The organism is Pandoraea sp. XY-2 (genome assembly GCF_004193915.1).
Classification (GTDB): Bacteria; Pseudomonadota; Gammaproteobacteria; order Burkholderiales; family Burkholderiaceae; genus Pandoraea; species Pandoraea cepalis.
This window is the reverse complement of the sequence record NZ_CP030849.1, coordinates 1,567,016-1,585,936: the sequence shown is the minus strand read 5'-3', so window position 1 is coordinate 1,585,936 and position 18,921 is coordinate 1,567,016. Positions and strand designations below refer to the sequence as shown.

Annotated in this window: 13 protein-coding genes and 1 pseudogene; 4 read left to right on the top strand and 10 right to left on the bottom strand. The window is 65.0% G+C overall.

Annotated elements, in window-relative coordinates:
- Nucleotides 1-50: 50 nt before the first annotated feature.
- From selB to fdnG, 6 genes and pseudogenes are all read right to left on the bottom strand, one after another.
- The gene (selB, locus tag DRB87_RS07210; protein WP_130025410.1) at nucleotides 51-1,961 is read right to left on the bottom strand and encodes a selenocysteine-specific translation elongation factor; all 1,911 of its coding nucleotides are present in this window, start codon (nucleotides 1,959-1,961) and stop codon (nucleotides 51-53) included.
- Nucleotides 1,958-3,388, bottom strand: coding sequence for an L-seryl-tRNA(Sec) selenium transferase (selA, locus tag DRB87_RS07205; RefSeq protein ID WP_130025409.1), 1,431 nt, complete (start codon nucleotides 3,386-3,388; stop codon nucleotides 1,958-1,960). The genes selB and selA overlap by 4 nt, the downstream gene beginning before the upstream one ends.
- 18 nt (nucleotides 3,389-3,406) lie before the next feature.
- Nucleotides 3,407-4,444, bottom strand: coding sequence for a formate dehydrogenase accessory protein FdhE (gene fdhE, locus DRB87_RS07200; RefSeq protein ID WP_370363680.1), 1,038 nt, complete (start codon nucleotides 4,442-4,444; stop codon nucleotides 3,407-3,409).
- A gap of 42 nt (nucleotides 4,445-4,486) precedes the next feature.
- Nucleotides 4,487-5,134 carry a formate dehydrogenase subunit gamma gene (locus DRB87_RS07195; RefSeq protein ID WP_130025408.1) on the bottom strand — a complete coding sequence of 216 codons (648 nt, stop codon included), beginning with the start codon at nucleotides 5,132-5,134 and terminating at the stop codon, nucleotides 4,487-4,489.
- A 2-nt stretch (nucleotides 5,135-5,136) separates the two neighbouring features.
- The gene (gene fdxH, locus DRB87_RS07190; protein ID WP_130025407.1) at nucleotides 5,137-6,087 is read right to left on the bottom strand and encodes a formate dehydrogenase subunit beta; all 951 of its coding nucleotides are present in this window, start codon (nucleotides 6,085-6,087) and stop codon (nucleotides 5,137-5,139) included.
- A 9-nt stretch (nucleotides 6,088-6,096) separates the two neighbouring features.
- Nucleotides 6,097-9,164: pseudogene (gene fdnG / locus DRB87_RS07185) on the bottom strand (formate dehydrogenase-N subunit alpha).
- A 218-nt stretch (nucleotides 9,165-9,382) separates the two neighbouring features.
- Between fdnG and DRB87_RS07175 the strand changes: the two are divergent.
- From DRB87_RS07175 to DRB87_RS07160, 4 genes are read left to right on the top strand one after another with little or no spacing between them, the layout of a single operon-like run.
- A complete protein-coding gene (locus DRB87_RS07175) occupies nucleotides 9,383-10,015 on the top strand; it encodes a paraquat-inducible protein A (protein ID WP_130025404.1) in 633 nt (210 codons plus the stop codon).
- Entirely contained in the window at nucleotides 10,012-10,656 is a 645-nt protein-coding gene (locus DRB87_RS07170) for a paraquat-inducible protein A (RefSeq protein WP_130025403.1), read from the top strand. Before DRB87_RS07175 ends, DRB87_RS07170 begins: the two co-directional genes overlap by 4 nt.
- Complete coding sequence (locus DRB87_RS07165) at nucleotides 10,649-12,313, top strand: intermembrane transport protein PqiB (protein ID WP_130025402.1); 1,665 nt, start codon at nucleotides 10,649-10,651, stop codon at nucleotides 12,311-12,313. The genes DRB87_RS07170 and DRB87_RS07165 overlap by 8 nt, the downstream gene beginning before the upstream one ends.
- A gap of 14 nt (nucleotides 12,314-12,327) precedes the next feature.
- Complete coding sequence (locus DRB87_RS07160; protein WP_130025401.1) at nucleotides 12,328-12,969, top strand: membrane integrity-associated transporter subunit PqiC; 642 nt, start codon at nucleotides 12,328-12,330, stop codon at nucleotides 12,967-12,969.
- A 100-nt stretch (nucleotides 12,970-13,069) separates the two neighbouring features.
- On the opposite strand, the gene mdtD is transcribed toward DRB87_RS07160, so the two are convergent.
- From mdtD to DRB87_RS07140, 4 genes are all read right to left on the bottom strand, one after another.
- On the bottom strand, nucleotides 13,070-14,515 hold the full coding sequence (gene mdtD / locus DRB87_RS07155; RefSeq protein ID WP_130025400.1) for a multidrug transporter subunit MdtD: 1,446 nt from the start codon (nucleotides 14,513-14,515) through the stop codon (nucleotides 13,070-13,072).
- 113 nt (nucleotides 14,516-14,628) lie between these two features.
- Nucleotides 14,629-16,500, bottom strand: a complete 1,872-nt coding sequence (locus DRB87_RS07150; protein ID WP_130025399.1) for a glycoside hydrolase family 15 protein — start codon at nucleotides 16,498-16,500, stop codon at nucleotides 14,629-14,631.
- Between the two features lie 306 nt (nucleotides 16,501-16,806).
- On the bottom strand, nucleotides 16,807-18,036 hold the full coding sequence (locus DRB87_RS07145) for a CaiB/BaiF CoA-transferase family protein (RefSeq protein WP_130025398.1): 1,230 nt from the start codon (nucleotides 18,034-18,036) through the stop codon (nucleotides 16,807-16,809).
- Nucleotide 18,037: 1 nt separating this feature from the next.
- Entirely contained in the window at nucleotides 18,038-18,817 is a 780-nt protein-coding gene (locus DRB87_RS07140) for an enoyl-CoA hydratase-related protein (protein WP_130025397.1), read from the bottom strand.
- Nucleotides 18,818-18,921: the final 104 nt, after the last annotated feature.

Sequence of the window (18,921 nt, the reverse complement as noted above, 5' to 3'; positions counted from 1 at the left end):
CACGGGCTCAGGCATCGCTTGAATCACCTGAGTTCGGCATCCCGACTACTTTACGCCGCGCCCCATTCCGCCCCGGGGCGCCGCACATGCCAATCGCCAACGCGGCGAGTATATCCCGCACGATCGAAGAACTCCAGAATCTGGATCGCACGCTTGCGTCCCAAGCCCGTCGCGTCGCGAAACGCGCCCGCTTCGACCTTGCCGCCCGCGTCGGCGATCATGCCGGCGAGCGTCTGGACACTCGCGTCGTCGAAAAAGAGATCCTTGACGATCTGATGCACTCGTCCCTGTCTCGCAAGCTTGCGCAAGACCGCGCGCACCCGCTCTTCCGGCACGCTCAACGCACGGCCCATATCCCTTACCCAAGGCGGATCGAAGCGCCCCTGCGCCAGCAGCGGCGTCAACGCCTCGGCCAGCGCACTCTCCGCGTCCGTCATCTCCACGCGGTGCGTCGGCAGATGCCACCACGCCCCGGTACGCGCCAGCGCCCCGTCGCGCAACATGGCCTGCACCACGACGCGCCAACGCCACGCGTCCAGCGACGGCCACGTCATGCGGCCCAGCCGCGCCGCATCGAGTCCCGGCTCGTCCGGCAGGCGCGCATGATAGTCGCGAAGCACATCGAGCACGCGCGTGCGCACGGCGTCCCACGCCTGAGGGGCGAACGCGAGCGACTCGCCCTCCGCCCCCGCCAGCACCACCGCGTTCGCCGGCCACTGCCACTGCCCCGCCGGCAATCCGGTGAGCGCTACGACCTGCGCGCTCGTCAATCCAAACGCAGACTGCGCAAGCAGCGCGTCCAGTCCTTCACCGTCGAGAGAACGCGCCACCGCGTCGAGCCACGCCAACCGTGTCGCCGAACGCCGCTTGCGCTCCGGCGCCGCCGGGTCGAGCACCCGCCCGCCACCCACCGTTGCCGTCGCCTGCGGATTGCGCACGATGAAGCGGTCGCCCGGCATCGTGCACACCGGCGCGTCGAAAACCAATTGCACGCGCATCGTGCCACCCGGTGCCAGCGTGTCCCCCTCCAGCAGTACCGTGCGCGCCTGCCCATGCGTCGTCCCGAGATGCACATGCAGCGGAAACCACTGCGTGAGCGGCGCGCTGCCCTCGAGCCAATGCAGTTCGACATCCACATGCGTCGACGGCCCCGGCAAACCCGCCGCCACGATCCAGTTGCCCCGCCGAAGCTGGTCGCGCTCCACCCCGGCCAGATTCAGCGCACAACGCTCCCCGGCGCGCCCCGCTTCCACCGGACGGTTCTGCGCATGCACGCTGCGCACGCGCACCGGCAGTCCCTGCGGCATCACGGTAAGGTTGTCCCCCACGCGCACCGTGCCAGCGAACGCCGTGCCGGTCACGACCGTGCCATGGCCTGCCAGCGTGAAGACACGATCGACGGCGAGACGAAACAATGCGTCCTCGCGACGCGTCGCATTGCCTGACGTGTGCAATGCCTGCGCCGCCTGCGTCAGTTGCTCACGAAGCACCGCCACGCCCGTGTCGCCCGTCGTCGTCGCTGACACCGGCACCGTCTCGGCCGCGGCGAACGGCGTGTTCGCAAGCCATTGCGAAATCTCCTGGGTCACAGCGGCCAGCCGCGCCGCATCGACGCGATCCGCTTTCGATAGCGCGACCACGCCACGCCTCACCCCCAGCATCGAAAGAATGGCGAGATGCTCGCGCGTCTGCGGCATGATGCCGTCGTCCGCCGCAATCACGAGCAGCGCGAAATCAATGCCGACGGCCCCCGCGGCCATCGTGTGAATCAGCTTTTCATGGCCGGGAACATCGATGAATCCCAACACCTCGCCATCCGGCAATGGGGTGTAGGCGTACCCCAATTCGATGGAAATGCCGCGCGCCTTTTCTTCTTTCAGACGGTCGGTGTCGACCCCGGTCAACGCGCGAACGAGACTCGTCTTGCCATGATCGATGTGACCGGCGGTGCCCACGATCATGTGCGTAGCTCCACGAACTGCAACGCCAGACGCGCTTCGTCAGTCGCTTCGAGACATCGCAGATCGAGCCATAGCGTTTGATCGGCAATCCGGCCGATCACCGGATACGGCAGCGCGCGCAACGCGGCTTCGAGCGCTGCCAGCGCACGTCCGCTGCCGCGTTTGCTGCCGCCCGCAGGCATGATCGTCAAGCCATAACTCGGCAACTGCTCGACCGGTAGCGCGCCGCTGCCGATCTGGCTCACCATCGGCGCGGCGCTCACGGTATAAGCATCGCCCAGCGACTGCGCGAGCACCGGCGCCAGACGCTGCGCCTGCGCCATCATGTCGGCGCGCGTTCGCGTGAGCAACCGCAATGTGGTGAGCCGCTCGGCCAGATGATCGGGATCGCGATACAGACGCAACACCGGCTCCAGCGCCGCAAGCGTGAGCTTGCCCACGCGCAGCGCTCGCTTGAGCGGATGTTTCTTGATCCTCGCGATGAGATCCTTGCGCCCGACGATCATGCCCGCCTGCGGACCGCCCAGCAGCTTGTCGCCGGAGAACGTCACGAGATCGGCCCCCGCGGCTATCGTCTCCTGCACGGTGGTCTCGTGCGGCAGCCCCCAGCGCTCCAGCGGCGTCAGCGTGCCGCTGCCGAGATCGACCGCCACCGGCACGCTGTGCGGCTTCGCAATCTGCACGACCTCGGCAACGTCAACGCTCTTGGTAAAGCCGGTGACCGCGTAATTGCTGCAATGGACCTTCATCAGCAATGCCGTCTTCTCGCCGATGGCATTGCGGTAGTCGGCCGCATGCGTACGGTTGGTCGTGCCCACTTCGACAAGTTTCGCGCCAGCATGCGTCATGATGTCGGGAATCCGAAACGCACCGCCGATTTCCACCAGCTCACCGCGTGACACCACGACGTCGCGGCGCTTCGCAAGCGTCGCCAGCATCAGCAGCACCGCCGCCGCGTTGTTGTTCACCACGGTTGCCGCCTCGCCGCCCGTCAACTCGCACAGCAAGGGCGCGACGAGATCGTCGCGGTCGCCGCGTCCGCCGGTCGCGAGGTCGAATTCGAGGTTGGCCGGCGCCGTGAGCGCTTGCATGACCGCTTCCACGGCAACCTCGGGCAGCAACGCCCGCCCAAGGTTCGTGTGCAGCACGGTGCCGGTGAGATTGAAGACCGGACGCAGCGCCGCCCGGTTGCGCTCGGTCAACGCACGCGTCACGCGCGCCCCGAAGGCAGCCGGGACCAGCGTGTCGTGTGTAAGCGTGCCCGCAAGCGCCGCCGCGCGGCACGCGTCGAGATCGCGACGCAACGCGTCGGTCACCTGCGTGCGACCGAAGTCGACCAACGCTGCCTGAAAGTCGGGCATCCCCAGCAGCCGGTCTAGCGACGGGAGATCCGCCGCCCCCGCAAACTCAAGATCGTGCTCGGCCATCCGCACCCCCGCAATTCCCTACGCCGTTTCGGTGTTCTGCCAGAGCAACGGATTGCCGTTGGCGCGCGCGTACCCCGCTTCGCCCATCAGAACGTCGAGGGCCAGGCTCGCGAGATCGTCGGCAACCGGCTCCACGAAAGGATCCTTGTCCTGGTAGAAGATCTTGCGATAGCTATGACAGTCGTCGCACGACTCTGCCCGGATCGGGGATGACGCCACGCGTTTGGCCGCGTCGTCGAGCGCCGGACGACCATCGGCCCCCCTGAGAACGTCCCCTCCGACATGTGCCGCCTGCAGGTCCGCCCCTGATGCCGCTGCATCCCCGGTTCTGTCGAGCACGTGATAAGCGACATGCTGGCTCGCTTCGCAATGTGTGCATTTCACGCGAACCATATGCCACTCGGTCGAGCACAGCCCGCACGCGAGATAACGATAGCCCTCATGCGCCCCGCCAATGCGCACGACGCTCGCCACCGGCAGCGTGCCGCACATGGGACAGACGTTGGGGACGTCGAGCATCGGCACGTCGCCCGCGTCGAACGTGCTTGCCACGCCCGTCCAGAGCACTTGCAGCGCCGCCGTCAGGAACGGCGCACTGGCGGCATCGACGCCCTTGCCATGCCCGGCGAGCAACGATTGCGCCGCCGAGTCGAGCGCGGCCGGACTGGAGGCACGAACGCGTTCAAGCACAGCGCGTACCGGCGCGGGCAAGTCCGGCAGTGCCGACATGGTATCGAGCAACCGCGCGAGCAGCGGCTGCCATCGGCCCGCGTCGTATCCCCCGCTCGCGGGCACGAGCGGCATGCAGTGCAATTGCGCCTGCTCGATCGACTCGGCCGTCGGACGCTCCGCCTGAAAAGTGTCGAGCACGCGCTGCTGCGCGTCGACCAGCGAGGCCATGAGGCGCAGGTAGTCGCCGAGTGGATGGCCGTCGGCCAGTTGACGCAATCGTGCCGCGCGCGCCGAGAAAACTTCGGCGCGTTGCGGCATGCGTAGACGGGGGATGGCGGTCCGATCGAGCGACTCGATCTGTCCGGGTTCAAGGATGCGTTGCAAGGTAGCCGGCCTCGTAAGAGCGCCCGGCCACCGGGGCCGGACTCATTTGTTGAGCTGCTTGTACCAGGCGCGATGGTGCTTCCACGCCCAGCCGCGGGTGACGGTGCCGCGCGTCATCGCGCGTACGGAACCTTTGATCCAGATCGCTGCATAGATGTGCGTAATGATGCCGCAAATCAAGACGAATGCACACACCGCGTGCACGTCGGACGCCAGGCGTATCACCCCGATCGGGAAGTAAAGGGAAAAGTAGGCGCGCCAGATCACGATGCCCGAGAGCAGCAACCCGATCATGCACAACACCATCACGTAGAAAAGCAGCTTCTGGCCGGCGTTGTAGCGTCCGACTTCCGGCAGATTCTCTTCGCGATTGTTCAGCACGTCGCCGATTTTCTTCATCCACTCGGTGTCGCGCGATTCGAACCGGTTGTAGCGCGCGAGCCGCAGGGCGAGGCACACAAAGGTGACGAACATCACCACCCCCACAAAGGGATGCAGAATCCGTGTCCACGATCCACCACCGAACAGCGTGGCCAGCCAGAACATCGACGGATGGAACAGCGCCAGCCCGGACAGTGCGAGCAGAATGAACGTGCCCGCGACAATCCAGTGGTTAATGCGCTGCCCGGCACTGTAGCGCTCGATCAGATCGTCGTTGCCCGCCTGACGATCACTGCGTTCGTTCGACATGGTCAGACCTCCTCGTGCGTGGCGGCGCTCTTCTGGCCATCGGGACCGTTACCCTTTCGGGATGCGTCGTAGCGGCGGGCCGCCGCCTCATCGTCCTCGGTCGTCTCGTTCGGACCGGTCTTGATGTAGTGGAAGAACCCGGCGAGCGCCGTCAGCGCCATGGCGGCCACGCCCAGCGGCTTGGCGATGCCCTTCCAGAGCGTCACCATCGGACTGATGCGCGGATTGTCCGGCAGACCGTGATACAGCGACGGCTTGTCGGCATGATGAAGCACGTACATCACGTGCGTGCCGCCCACCCCCGCCGGATCGTACAGCCCGGCGTTCTCGAAACCCCGTGACTTCAGGTCTTCGATGCGCTCGGCCGCCTGATCTTTCATGGCGTCCTTGGTGCCGAACAGGATCGCGCCGGTCGGGCACGTCTTCACGCACGCCGGCTCCAGTCCCACCGACACCCGGTCGGAACACAAGGTGCATTTGTACGCCTTGTGATCCTTCTGCGAAATACGCGGGATGTTGAACGGGCAGCCGGTGATGCAGTACCCGCAGCCGATGCAAGCCTCTTCGTGGAAGTCGACGATGCCGTTGGCGTATTGCACGATGGCCCCCGGCGACGGGCATGCCTTCAGGCAGCCCGGGTTTTCGCAATGCATGCAGCCGTCCTTGCGGATCAGCCACTCGAGGTCGCCCTTCGGGTTCTCGTACTCGGTGAAGCGCATGAGCGTCCACGAATCCGCCGTCAGGTCTGCGGGGTTGTCGTACACGCCGACGTTCGTGCCGACCTCGTCGCGCAAGTCGTTCCACTCCATGCACGCCGTCTGGCAAGCCTTGCAGCCGATGCATTTCGACGTGTCGATGAGCTTGGCGACCTCGCCCGTGTACGACTCGCGCACCGAGGGCGATGGCAGGGTGGTGGCCGAGCGCCGTTTGATATCCAGTGATTGCAATGCCATGGCGCCCCCTTATGCCTTCTCGACTTTCACCAGGAACGACTTGAACTCGGGTGTTTGCGAATTCGCGTCGCCCACGATCGGCGTCAGCGTATTCGCGAGGAACCCGGGTTTGGTCAGCCCCTTGAAGCCCCAGTGAATCGGAATGCCCACGTGGTGAATCATCTTGCCGTCCACCTTGAGCGCACGAATGCGCTTGGTCACGACCGCCTTCGCCCTGATGACGCCGCGATTGGACGAAACCTTGACCATGTCGCCCGACGCAATGCCGATCTCCTTTGCGAGCGCTTCGCCGATCTCGACGAACTGCTCGGGCTGAATGATCGAGTTGAGCAACGCGTGCTTGGTCCAGTAGTGGAAGTGCTCGGTCAGACGGTAAGTCGTCCCCACATAAGGGAACTTGTCGACCGTGCCCATCTTGGCCAGATCGTCCGGGAACACGCGGGCGCCCGGATTGCTCGTGGCCGCCGGCTGCTTCGGATGCAGCGGGTTGTACCCGAGCGGCGTCTCGAACGGCTCATAGTGCTCGGGGAATGGCCCTTCCGCCATGCTCGCCTTCGCGAAGAAGCGCCCCACGCCCTCGGAGTTCATGATGAACGGACTCATGCCGAGCGCCGGATCCTCGTCGACCTTGTAGTCCGGTACGTCAGCGCCCGTCCAGGCTTTACCGTTCCACCACACGAGCTTGCGCTTCGGATCGAACGGCTTGCCCTCAAGGTCGGCAGACGCGCGGTTATATAGAATGCGACGGTTCGCGGGCCACGACCACGCCCAGTTCAGTGTCTGCCCGATGCCGGTCGGATCGCTGTTGTCGCGGCGTGCCATCTGGTTACCCGCTTGCGTCCACGCGCCGGCAAAGATCCAGCAGCCCGACGACGTACTGCCGTCGTCCTTCAACTCGGCGAAGCCCGCCAGTTGCTCTCCGGCCTTGCGAGTGACCTTGCTCGGATCCTTCGGATCGACGAGGTCCTTGAGCGCACGACCGTTATACTCCTTGGCGAGTTCTTCGGGAGATGGGCTCTCCGGCCGGGCGTACGGCCACGACAGGTTGACAATCGGATCGGGGAATTTGCCGCCCTGCGTCTTGTACATCTCGCGCAGACGCAGGAACAGCCCCGTCATGATCTCGATGTCCGTGCGCGCCTCACCCGGCGGCTCGCCCCCCTTCCAGTGCCATTGCAGCCAGCGCCCCGAGTTGACCAGCGCGCCGTCTTCCTCGGCGAAGCACGTTGTCGGCAGGCGGAACACCTCCGTCTGAATCTTGCTGGAATCCACGTTGTTGTGCTCGCCGAAGTTCCGCCAGAACTCCGACGTCTCCGTGGCCAGCGGGTCCATGACGACCAGGAACTTGAGCTTGGCGAGCGCCTGATCCCACTTGAACTTGCCCGGTCCCGCCGCGAGCGGGTTGAAGCCCTGCGCGATGTAGCCGGTCATCTTGCCCTGGTTCATGAGCTCGAGCACCTGCAGCATGTCGTATGGCTTGTCGAGCTTGGGCAGATAATCGTAGCCCCAGTGGTTCTCGGGCTTTGCGGCATCGCCCCACCACGCCTTCATCAGGCTTACATAGAACTTCGGATAGTTTTGCCAGTAACTGAGCTGGTTCGGGCGCAGCGGCTTTTGCGTGCGCGCCGCCAGATACTGCTCGGCGGTCTGCTCAGCCTGCTTGGGCAACGTCAGATAGCCCGGCAGCAAGTCGGTCATCAGCCCCAAGTCAGTCAACCCCTGGATATTCGAGTGCCCGCGCAGCGCGTTCATGCCACCACCGGCCACGCCAATATTGCCCAGCAAAAGTTGCACCATCGCGCCGGTGCGGATCATCTGCGAGCCGATCGAATGCTGCGTCCAGCCCAGCGCGTACATGATGGTCATCGTGCGCGTCGGCGTGGAACACTCGGCGATCAACTGGTAGACATGCTGGATCTTCTCGGCCGGCGTGCCGCACACGCGCTCGACCATCTCAAGGGTGTAGCGCGAGTAGTGCTGCTTCATCAACTGGAACACCGTACGCGGGTGTTGCAGCGTCGGGTCCGTGACGACGTAGCCATCCGCCCCCTTCTGGTAGTCCCAGGAGCTGCGGTCGTAAGTGCGCTTCTCGGCGTTGTAACCCGAGTAGATACCGTCTTCGAACGCGAATTCGTCTTTCACGAGGAACGTGAAATCGGTGTAATTCTTGACGTATTCGTGCTGGATCTTGTCGTTCGTGAGCAGGTAATTGATCAGCCCGCCCAGGAAGACGATATCCGTGCCGGAACGAATCGGCGCGTAGACATCGGCGACCGATGCCGAACGGTTGAAGCGCGGGTCGACCACGATCAGGCGCGCATTGTTGTGCGCCTTCGCCTCAGTCACCCATTTGAAACCGCATGGGTGCGCTTCGGCGGCGTTGCCGCCCATGATGAGGACCAGATCCGCGTTCTTGATGTCGACCCAATGGTTCGTCATCGCACCACGGCCAAACGTCGGGCAAGACCTGCCACCGTCGGGCCGTGTCAGACACGTGCCTGGTTGTCGAATCCCAGCATCCCGGTACTGCGGATGACTTTGTGCGTGATATAGCCGACTTCGTTACTCGACGCCGAGGCGGCCAGCATGCCCGTCGTGACCCAGCGATTAACCGTCAGGCCGTCGTCCGTCTTCTCGACAAAGTTGGCATCGCGGTCGTCCTTCATCAGCTTGGCGATGCGATCGAGCGCATCGTCCCAGGACATCCGCTCCCACTTGTCCGATCCCGGCTTGCGGTATTCCGGATGCGTGAGGCGGTTCGGGCTGTGGATGAAGTCGATGAGGCTCGCCCCCTTCGGACACAACGTGCCGCGATTGACCGGATGGTCAGGGTCGCCTTCAATGTGGAAGATGCTTTTCCGCGCGTTTTTCGCTCCGTCGCCGTAGCTATACATCAGCACGCCGCAGGCCACGGAACAGTACGGACAGGTGTTGCGGGTCTCCGTCGCACGCGCCAGCTTGAACTGACGGACTTCCGCCAGCGCCGCGTCGGGCGCGAACCCGAGCATTGCCAGGCTGGACCCGGCCAATGTTGCGCCACTCACTTTCAGGAACTGGCGCCTCGACATATTCAGCATGGGGGAAATCTCCTCAAATATTCGAAAACTTTGCGGGAGTCCGTTGAGTATAGAGCAAACCATTGCGGTTTTCCGTGACTCAGCACAAACCATGCCGAATGTTGCACCGCAACGCACAATGCAGGAACTTCCTCAACAATTTGGTATTCTGAGCGTCACTTTGGTCACCGTCCCCGGGAATGAACCCCTTGCCCCCTGAAGATGACGTGACAAACCTGATGGCATGCCCCAACTGCGACACGCTGCACCGTCGCACAGACGTGCCCCCGCGCGAGGCGGCCCGCTGCGTGCGCTGTCACTCGGTGCTTTACCGCGCCCCCGACCTGCGCCTGTCGCGCGTGCTGGCGCTCACTCTGACTTGCCTGATCGTGTTCGCCATCGCGAACGCGTTTCCCATCGTCGAGATCGAGGTGCAGGGCATCTACACGCGCACCACGCTCATCGGCGCCGCCTGGGCGCTGTATCGCGAAGGCATGTGGCTCGTCGCCTTGCTGGTCTTCACCACCACGGTGCTCTCGCCCCTGTCGCAATTGCTCGCACTGGTCCATCTGATCGGCCCGCTCTCGGTCGGGCGGCGCCCGTATGCCGTCTTCCATGTGATGCGCGCGATCGAGTTCTGCCGGCCCTGGGGCATGATCGAAGTGTTCATGCTCGGCGTCCTGGTATCGGTGGTCAAACTCTCGTCCATGGCCAGCGTGTTGCCCGGCATCGCGTTATGGGCCTTCGGGGCGCTCACGGTGTTGCTGGCAATGGTGTTGTCTTACGACCTGCGCAATCTCTGGCTCGTGATCGACCACACACCGGATGCGGACGCGCCCGACGCCTCGCCATCGCGCACGGTGCCACGATGAAATACCTCACCGCCAAAGACGCCGGACTGGTCGCGTGCACCGCATGCGGACGGCTTTCGCGCTATGTCAGAACGCTCGAGACCGCGCGCTGCCCGCGCTGTGGCGCGGCCCTGCATCAACGCAAGATCGACAGCCTCACGCGCACCTGGGCCTTGCTGATCGCCGCCGCGATCCTGTACATTCCCGCCAACGTCCTGCCCATGATGCAGACGCGCTCGCTGCTCGGGAATTCCAGCGACACGATCATGAGCGGGGTGATCTATTTCTGGGTCAGCGGCGAGTACGATCTGGCTATCGTCGTCTTTACGGCGAGCATTCTCGTGCCGATGCTCAAGCTTATTGCGCTGTCGCTGCTATGCCTCACCGCGCAGCGCGGTGCCCGCTGGAACCCGCATCAACGCACCAAGCTTTACCACATGATCGAGTTTATCGGCCGCTGGTCGATGCTCGATGTCTTCGTCGTCGCGCTTATGGTCGCGCTCGTGAACATTCAGTCGCTGGCCGTGATCCAGGCCGGTCCCGGCATTGTGGCGTTCGGCGCGGTGGTCGTGCTCACGATGCTCGCCTCGATGCAGTTCGACCCGCGGTTGATCTGGGATCAGATCCGCGACGACGATACCGAACAGGACGATCATGACTGACCCGAAAGATCCGCAAGCCCCCAACGCCGCGCCGCCGCCCGGCGCCGGCGAGCTGCCCACGCCGGTCATCGAGCCGCGCAAACGCTGGGCGCCGTCGCTCGTCTGGCTCATTCCGCTGGTGGCCGCCGTGATCGGCCTGTCGCTCGTCGCCAAGGCGATCATCGAGCGGGGCCCCAGCGTCGTTATCGATTTCAAGACGGCCGAAGGCCTCGAAGCCGGGAAGACGAAGGTCAAGTACAAGGAAGTCGATATCGGCACCGTCAAGAATATCGAGCTGTCCGACGACCTGTCGCACGTGCGCGTGACGGTCGACCTCACGCAGAACGCCAAGCGGTTCGCGGTCAAGGATTCGCGTTGGTGGGTGGTGCGACCGCGCGTGGCCGGCGGCAGCGTCTCCGGCCTGTCGACGCTGCTCTCGGGCGCCTATATCGGCGCCGATGCCGGCAAGTCGAAGGAATCGTCGGAGCATTTCGTGGGCCTCGAAGTGCCGCCGGTCGTCTCCAGCGGCCAGCCGGGCAAGCCCTTCGTGCTGCATGCGGCCGACATCGGCTCGCTCGACATCGGCTCGCCGATCTACTACCGCCGCATTCAGGTCGGCCAGGTCGAAGCCTTCGCGCTCGACCCGGACGGCAAGGGCGTGACGCTGCGCGTGTTCGTCCAGGCCCCTTATGACCAGTATGTCGGCTCCAACACGCGCTTCTGGCATGCGAGCGGCATCGACTTGCGGCTCGATTCGAGCGGCTTTCAGGTCAATACGCAATCGCTGGCGTCGGTGGTCATCGGCGGCATCGCCTTCCAGGCACCGAACGAGTCGGGCGCCGGCGTGATGGCCAAGGCCGGGCAGGAATTCCGCCTGGCCCCTGATGAAACCACCGCCATGAAGGCCCCTGATACGCATCCGATGACGGTCGTATTCCGCTTCCAGCAGTCGCTGCGCGGTTTGGCGGTGGGTGCGCCGGTGGATTTCCGCGGCATCACGCTGGGTGAAGTGACGTCGATCGGCGTGGAATTCGACCAGGCGACCAAGCAGATCAACATGCCGGTGACGGTCGAAGTCTATCCGGATCGTCTGCGCCGCCGCGATCCGAAGAACAACCTGCCGCCGGACGAACTTGCCAGCCGCCAGATTCTGAATTCGCTCGTGGCGCGCGGTCTGCGCGGTCAGTTACGCACCGGCAATCTGCTGACGGGCCAGTTGTACGTGGCGCTCGACTTCTTCCCGAACGCCAAGCCCGCTCGCGCCGAGGAAGTCGACAACGTGGTCGTCATGCCGACGGTGCCCAACACGCTCGACCAGTTGCAGCTCCAGATTGCCGACATCGCGACCAAGCTCGACAAGATTCCGTTCGACAGCATTGGTCAGAATCTCGATTCGTCACTTCGCAAGCTCGACAAAACGCTCGACAGCGCGCAGGGTCTGTTCCGCCAGCTCGACGGCGAGATTGCGCCCGAGGCGAAGGCCACGCTGAGCGAGGCGAAGAAGAGCTTCGGCGCTGCCGAGCGCACCCTCTCCGAAGACGCCCCGGTGCAGCAGGACGTTCGCCAGGCCATGCAGGAACTGACGAAGACCCTGCGCTCGCTGGGCACGCTGGCCGATTATCTGCAGCAGCATCCCGAGGCGCTGCTGCGCGGCAAACCCAAGGATCCGCAACCATGACGAGGCCGCCCGACATGACCCGTAGCCCGCGCCGCCGCGCGAAGCCGTTGGCCGGCGCCGTGCTCGCCGCCCTTGCCTTGACGCTCGCCGGTTGTGCATCGCCGCCGTCGCGCTTCTACACACTGACCGACGGCACGGGAACGCCCAAGAGTGGCGCCAACGCACCGGTGGCACGCTATGCGGTCGAAGTCTCGCCGGTCGCCGTGCCTGAGCAGGTCGACCGGCCGCAGATCGTTGTCACGCGGGGTGGCGGTCGCGTCGACATTCTGGAGGAATCGCGCTGGGCCGCCCCGCTAAAGACCGAGCTGACGTCGGCGATCTCACGCAATCTCACACAGCATCTCGGCGCAATGGACGTCTATGGCCTGCCCCGCGCGGACGGCCTGACCGTGTATCGCGTCTCGACGTCGGTGCAGCGCTTCGAGTCGGTGCCGGGTGAGCAGGCTGCGCTTACGGCCGTGTGGAGCGTTCGCCGGGTGCCGGGCGACGTCGTACTCACTTGCCGCTTCTCGGGCACCGCCCCCGCGTCGGGCGATGCGGGTGGCATCGATGGCGTTGTCGCGGCGCAGCGCCAGCTCGTCGACCGGCTGGCGCTGAGCATCGGTAACGCCATTGCCACAAGCGCGCAGGGCGCCACGCCGCACTGCGAGCGCTGAACGCCGTCGCAGCCGTCTCCTGGAGACGATTCCGGCCGACAAGGCGTTTGCCCCGTTGGCCGACTCGAAGTGTGCGCTGGTAAAGAAGTAACCCGCGCGCTCAATGCCTGAGATCGGTGGCGGACGCCTGTCGCGCCTCGCCACCGGCTTGGGCGGTCCCCGCCGCCGGATCTTCCACGCGGCGGAAAATCAGCGCCGACGCGAGCGTAATCAGCCCGACACATACGAACGTCAGTCGAAACCCCGCCACCGTACCGCCCATACCGCCCTCGCCTGCCTGCCCGGCCAACTGACCGAACAGTGCCAGTAACTGGCCGCCGATGGTCACGCCCAGTCCCAACGCAAGCATCTGTGCCATCGAGAACAGGCCGTTGCCCGCGCTCGCGCGACGCGTGCCGAGATCCTTCAGGGTGACGCTGTTCATCGCGGCGAACTGCATCGAGTTCGCGCCGCCGAAGATCGCCAGTTGCCCCAGGCCCAGCCATATCGGCCACCCCGGGCCGAACAGCGCGAAGCTCGCGATGGCACCGCCGACCACCGCCGTGTTGACCATCAGAAAACGCGTGTAGCCGTAGCGCTCCACCAGCGGCGTGACCATGCGCTTGACCACCACGCCCGCCAGGGCGACCGGCAACATCATCAGGCCCGACGCGAGAGGGCTGTACCCCATGGCCACCTGAAGCAGCAGCGGCAACAGGAAAGGCACGGCGCTGCTGCCAATCCGCGCGACGAGATTGCCCAGCAGCCCCAGGCGGAAACTACGCGTAGCGAACAGTTCGAGCGGAAACAGCGGCGCGACGCGAAGCCGCGCATACGGCCAATATCCCAGCGTCGTGACGACGCAAAGCAGCGCCAACCCCACGGACACGCCCCATCCCCTGTCGGAGAACGGGTGATCGAGCGCCAGTGTGAAAGACACCATCGCCATCGAAAGCAGCGCGAAACCTGCCCAGTCGAAACTGGCATCCATGCCCTCGTCGCGCACTGGGCGCGGCAAGTAGCGCCGCACCGCCAGACTGCCGACGATGCCGATCGGCACGTTGATCAGGAAGATCCAATGCCACGAGGCAACCTGCACCAGCCAGCCGCCCAGCACCGGGCCGATCATCGGCCCGACCTGCCCGGCAATCGATACGAACGCGAGCGCCGCCAGATATTGCCCCGCCGGGAAGGTGCGCAGCACCGCGAGACGCCCGATCGGCAGGAGCATCGAGCCGCCCGCCCCCTGCAACACACGCGCGAGCACCAGTTGCGTCATCGTGTGCGCCATCGCACAGCAGATCGAGCCGAGCACGAACAACAGAATCGCGACGAAGTAGACGCGCCGCGTGCCGAACCGGTCCGCCAGCCAGCCCGATGCCGGGGTCAGCATGGCCATCGTCAGGGAGTACGAGACGACCACCGGCTGCATGCGCAGCGGGTTCTCGCCAAGGCTCGCCGCCATCGCCGGCAGTGCCGTGTTGACGATGGTCGTATCGAGCGCCTGCATGAAAAAGCCCGCCGCTACGATCCACAGCAGCGCGGTGAGTGTCTTGTCTTGCGTCATGCGGCGTGGTGACGAGACACGGTGGTCAACCCTGTCTCTCAAAAGAATTAAGCGAAAGCAGAATTCTAGCCCGCTTCAGGCGGAGTCGACCACGTTGCGCCGCCTGCGCCATCTCAAGCCCTGACCGCGCGATACCCTACATGCTCGAAGCGATCTTCGTCATCGGCATCTAGTTCGTCTACCGAATTATCCGCACGGTCGTCGTCGGCAAGCGCTTCGAGTCGGATGGCCGCGTGCACGAGCGCGATGTGCGAAAACGCCTGTGGGAAGTTGCCGACCTGACGCGCATGATGCGTGTCGTACTCCTCGGCCAGCAGGCCAACGTCGTTGCGCAACGACAGCAACCGCTCGAACAGTTCACGGGCATCTCGCTGACGGCCGATCATCACCAGGCAATCGACCATCCAGAAGCTGCATGCGAGAAATGCACCCTCGCCTGCCGGCAGCCCGTCGTCGACCCGGCTCGTGCGATAGCGTTGCACCAGCCCGTCGTGCATGAGGTCGCGCTCGACCGCTTCGATGGTGCCGATCACGCGCGGATCGTTCGCCGGCAGGAAGCCCACGAGCGGAATCATCAGCACGCTCGCATCCATCTCCGACGAGCCATAGGCCTGCATAAACGCATTGCGCGTCGTGTCGAAGCCATGCGCGCAAACGTCCGCGTGAATCTCCTTGCACAAGTCGCGCCAGTGATCGATCGGCCCCGGCAAGCCAAAGCGCTCGGCCGACTTGATCGCCCGATCGAACGCGACCCAGGCCATGACCTTCGAGTAGGTGAAGTGCTGGCGTCCGCCGCGCACTTCCCAGATGCCCTCGTCCGGCTTGCGCCACACCGTCTCGAGGTGCGCCACGAGCTTCGTCTGCACCTCCCAGGTGGCCTCGTCCGGCGTCAATCCGCCCAGACGCGCCTGATGCAACGCGTCCATCACTTCGCCATACACGTCGAGCTGCAACTGCCCGACCGCGCCATTGCCCACGCGCACGGGCTTCGCCCCTTCGTAGCCGGGCAGCCAATCGACCTCCCACTCGGGCAAACGCCGCTCGCCCGAGAGTCCGTACATGATCTGCACCTGCGACGGCGCACCGGCCACGGCGCGCACCAGCCAATCGCTCCAGTCGTTCGCTTCGGTGTAGTAGCCCCCGAGCATGAGCGCCTGCAAGGTGAGCGTGGCGTCGCGCAACCAGCAATAGCGATAGTCCCAGTTGCGCTCGCCGCCGAGCTGTTCGGGCAACGACGTCGTCGGCGCGGCCACCACGCCGCCCGTCGGCACGAACGTGAGCGCCTTGAGCACGATGAGCGAGCGACGAATCGCGTCGGCCCAACGGCCGTCGAGCTGGCAGCGGTGGGCCCAGGTGCGCCAGTAACGCTCGGTATCGGCGAGGGCGGCGAGCGGATCGATCTCGCGCGGATCGGCGTGATGCGACGGCACACGCGAAAGCACGAACGGCACGGTGTCACCGGCCTTCACATCGAAGCGCGCGCGCAGACTGCCCGGCACATCCTGAATCTCGATGGGGGTGCGCACCACGACCTTGTCGGGTCCCGCGATGAGCCGCATCCCCGGCCCGGTGGAATCGTCGCCGTCGAGCCGACGCGACCAAGGCACCGACGCCCCATAGTCGAAGCGCAGGATCAACTCCATCGACATGGTCACCGTTCCGTGGATGCCCTTGACCAGCCGCACAAGGTCGGCCGCGCCGTCGCGCAACGGCATGAAGTCGATCACGGCGACGCAGCCCTCCACCGTCTCGAAGCGGGTCTCGAGAATCAGCGTGTCGTCGTGATAACGACGCGTACAGGTCACGCGAGGATCGTCGGGGGCGAGCTTCCACCGGCCATGCTCCGGGCCGCCAAGCAGCGCCGCGAAACACGCGGGCGAATCGAAATACGGCCAGCAGAGCCAGTCGATCGAGCCGTCGCGCGCGACGAGCGCAGCGCTTCGGCAGTCGCCAATCATTGCGTAATCTTCAATACGTGCCGGCATGCTCACCTCGCGAAGGGAAGAGGAACAGCGCGCCCATCGGCAGACGATGGCGCGCAAGCGAGTGAAGCCCTATGTTACGCGCGTGGTCAAGGCGCGACCATCGGGCCGGCGACGGGCCGAGACGATTGCCGGAAATACTGCCAGAAGTCATGCGCTCCCTCCTGTCGACGTTGGGCGTCGGGTCGGATTGATCGGTGGCCTGTCGTGCGCCAGTCTAAAACCGACCGGCCACCGGGAGGGAAGTTCTGTGCCGCGCCTCAACACGCGGAGAATCCGCATCGCCGACGGGCGGCGTACGTCATGCACTCACGCGTGCCGGTCCTCCAGCGCATGCACCGCCCCCTGCGCGATCAAGTCGCGAATCCGCGTCGTGTCGAAGCCATACGCCATCAACACCTCGCACGTATGTTCGCCAAGCCGCGGCGCGGGACCGCCCGTGCGTTTCGGCGTCTCGGAGAAGCGGATCGGCAGACCGATGCTGCGTGTCGGGCCGTCCAGCGGGTGCACGGTTTCCACCACCATCTCGCGCGCCACGATCTGCGGGTGCGTCACCGCTTCGGAGATCGACAACACCGGACCGACCGGCAAGCCCACGGCGTCGAGCCGTTCGACCCAGCGCTCGGTGGTGTCGCGCATCAAGTACGCCGTGAGGCGCTCGACGAGTTCGGCACGGTGCGCCGTGCGCCCGGCGTTGGTGGCGAAACGCGGATCACCGCCGATCTCCGGGGCGTCGAGCACCTGCAGCAACCGCTCGTAGTTCGCCTGATTGGCCGCGCCGATATTGATCCACCCGTCTTGCGTGCGAAACGCCTGATAGGGGGTGCTCGTCGGATTCGCCGAGCCAAGCTTCGGCGGATTCTCGCCGCTCGCGAAAAGGTTGGCCGCCGCCCAGTACATCTGCTGGAATCCCGCTTCGAGCAGCGACGTGTCGACGATCTGCCCTTGCCCCGTGCGCAGTCGATGTGCATACGCCGCCGAGATGCCGAGCGCCGCCAGAATGCCCGCGTTGATATCCGCAATCGGCGAGCCCGCCTTGATGGGCGCCTGGCCCGGCTCGCCGGTCACGCTCATCAAGCCTGAGAGCCCTTGCGCGATCAGATCGAAGCCGCCTTTGTCGGCGTACGGGCCAGTGCGTCCATAGCCGGAAATCGAGCAATAGATGAGCGCCGGATTGGCTGCGCGCAGGGTCTCGTAACCAAGACCGAGCTTCTCCATCGTCCCCTTGCGATAGTTTTCGGTGACGACATCGGCGCTCGCCAGCATCTCGCGCAACACCGCGCAGCCGCCCTCCGTCTTGAGATTGAGCGCGATGCCACGCTTGTTGCGATTGAGCATCATGAACGACGCCGATTCGCCGTGCGGAAGGATCGGCGCAAAACGACGGGCGTCGTCGCCGTCCATCTTCTCGACCTTGATGACGTCGGCGCCCATGTCGGCCAGCATCATGCCGCACACCGGGCCGGACATGATGTGCGACAGCTCGATCACCTTGACGCCCTGCAACGGCCCGCCTGCCGGTTTGACGGTATCGGTCATGTCACCGCCCCTCGAACACGGGCGGCGTCTTCGCGAGGAAGGCGCGATAGCCCGTCTGAAAATCGGCCGTGCCGAAGCACGCGAAACCTTCGTCGATCTGTGCGGCGCTGAGCGGCTGGCCGCTGGCCAGTTCGCGCACGAAGCGCTTGTGCCAGCGCGCCACCAGCGGCGCGCCGGCAGCGATGCGCGACGCGCTCTCCAGGGCTTCGCGCGTGACATCACCGTCGGCCACCACGCGGGTCACGAGCCCGATGCGCAACGCCTCCTGCGCATCGAAGATCCGGCCTTCAAGCAGGATCTCGAGCGCGCGCGAGGGACCGAGCAGGCGGACCAGGCCCGACAGCTCCGCGTGCGCCATCACCAGGCCCAGCTTGTTGATCGGCGCACCGAAACGGCTCGATTCGCCGCAGATGCGCACGTCGCAGGCCGCCGCGATCTCCATGCCGCCGCCGACGCAAATGCCGTGAATCATCGCGACGAGCGGCACAGGGCATCGGGACAAGGCGTCGAGCGTACGGTGCATGAGTGCGCCATACGTTCTTGCCTGCTCGACGTTGGCGCGATCGGTCTCGAACTCCGCAATGTCGTTGCCCGGCGCGAAGGACTTCTCGCCCGCCCCACGCAGCACGATGCAGCGCACGTCGGGCGTCTCGGACAACGTGAGGATCGTGTCGCCCAAGGCCTCCCACATCGGCTTGGTCAACGCGTTGAGCTTCTCAGGACGATTGAGCGTGACCCGCGCGATGGCGCCGTGTCGCTCGGTCAGAACGGTGGATGTCACATAGCCTCCTTCCAACGCCAGCACGCACCCGATGTCGGCCAGCTTCTCGTTTTGGTATACCAATTTTTATAAACGATAAGATCTCCGAGATGGGATTGGCAAGC

Bases quoted from the DNA above. Each gene is read 5' to 3' on its own strand.
- DRB87_RS07175 (WP_130025404.1), top strand. From the start codon at position 9,383: ATGGCATGCCCCAACTGCGACACGCTGCACCGTCGCACAGACGTGCCC.
- fdxH (WP_130025407.1), bottom strand. From the start codon at position 6,087: ATGGCATTGCAATCACTGGATATCAAACGGCGCTCGGCCACCACCCTG.
- DRB87_RS07195 (WP_130025408.1), bottom strand. From the start codon at position 5,134: ATGTCGAACGAACGCAGTGATCGTCAGGCGGGCAACGACGATCTGATC.
- DRB87_RS07145 (WP_130025398.1), bottom strand. From the start codon at position 18,036: ATGACCGATACCGTCAAACCGGCAGGCGGGCCGTTGCAGGGCGTCAAG.
- mdtD (WP_130025400.1), bottom strand. From the start codon at position 14,515: ATGACGCAAGACAAGACACTCACCGCGCTGCTGTGGATCGTAGCGGCG.
- DRB87_RS07150 (WP_130025399.1), bottom strand. From the start codon at position 16,500: ATGCCGGCACGTATTGAAGATTACGCAATGATTGGCGACTGCCGAAGC.
- DRB87_RS07170 (WP_130025403.1), top strand. From the start codon at position 10,012: ATGAAATACCTCACCGCCAAAGACGCCGGACTGGTCGCGTGCACCGCA.
- selA (WP_130025409.1), bottom strand. From the start codon at position 3,388: ATGGCCGAGCACGATCTTGAGTTTGCGGGGGCGGCGGATCTCCCGTCG.
- DRB87_RS07165 (WP_130025402.1), top strand. From the start codon at position 10,649: ATGACTGACCCGAAAGATCCGCAAGCCCCCAACGCCGCGCCGCCGCCC.
- selB (WP_130025410.1), bottom strand. From the start codon at position 1,961: ATGATCGTGGGCACCGCCGGTCACATCGATCATGGCAAGACGAGTCTC.
- DRB87_RS07160 (WP_130025401.1), top strand. From the start codon at position 12,328: ATGACCCGTAGCCCGCGCCGCCGCGCGAAGCCGTTGGCCGGCGCCGTG.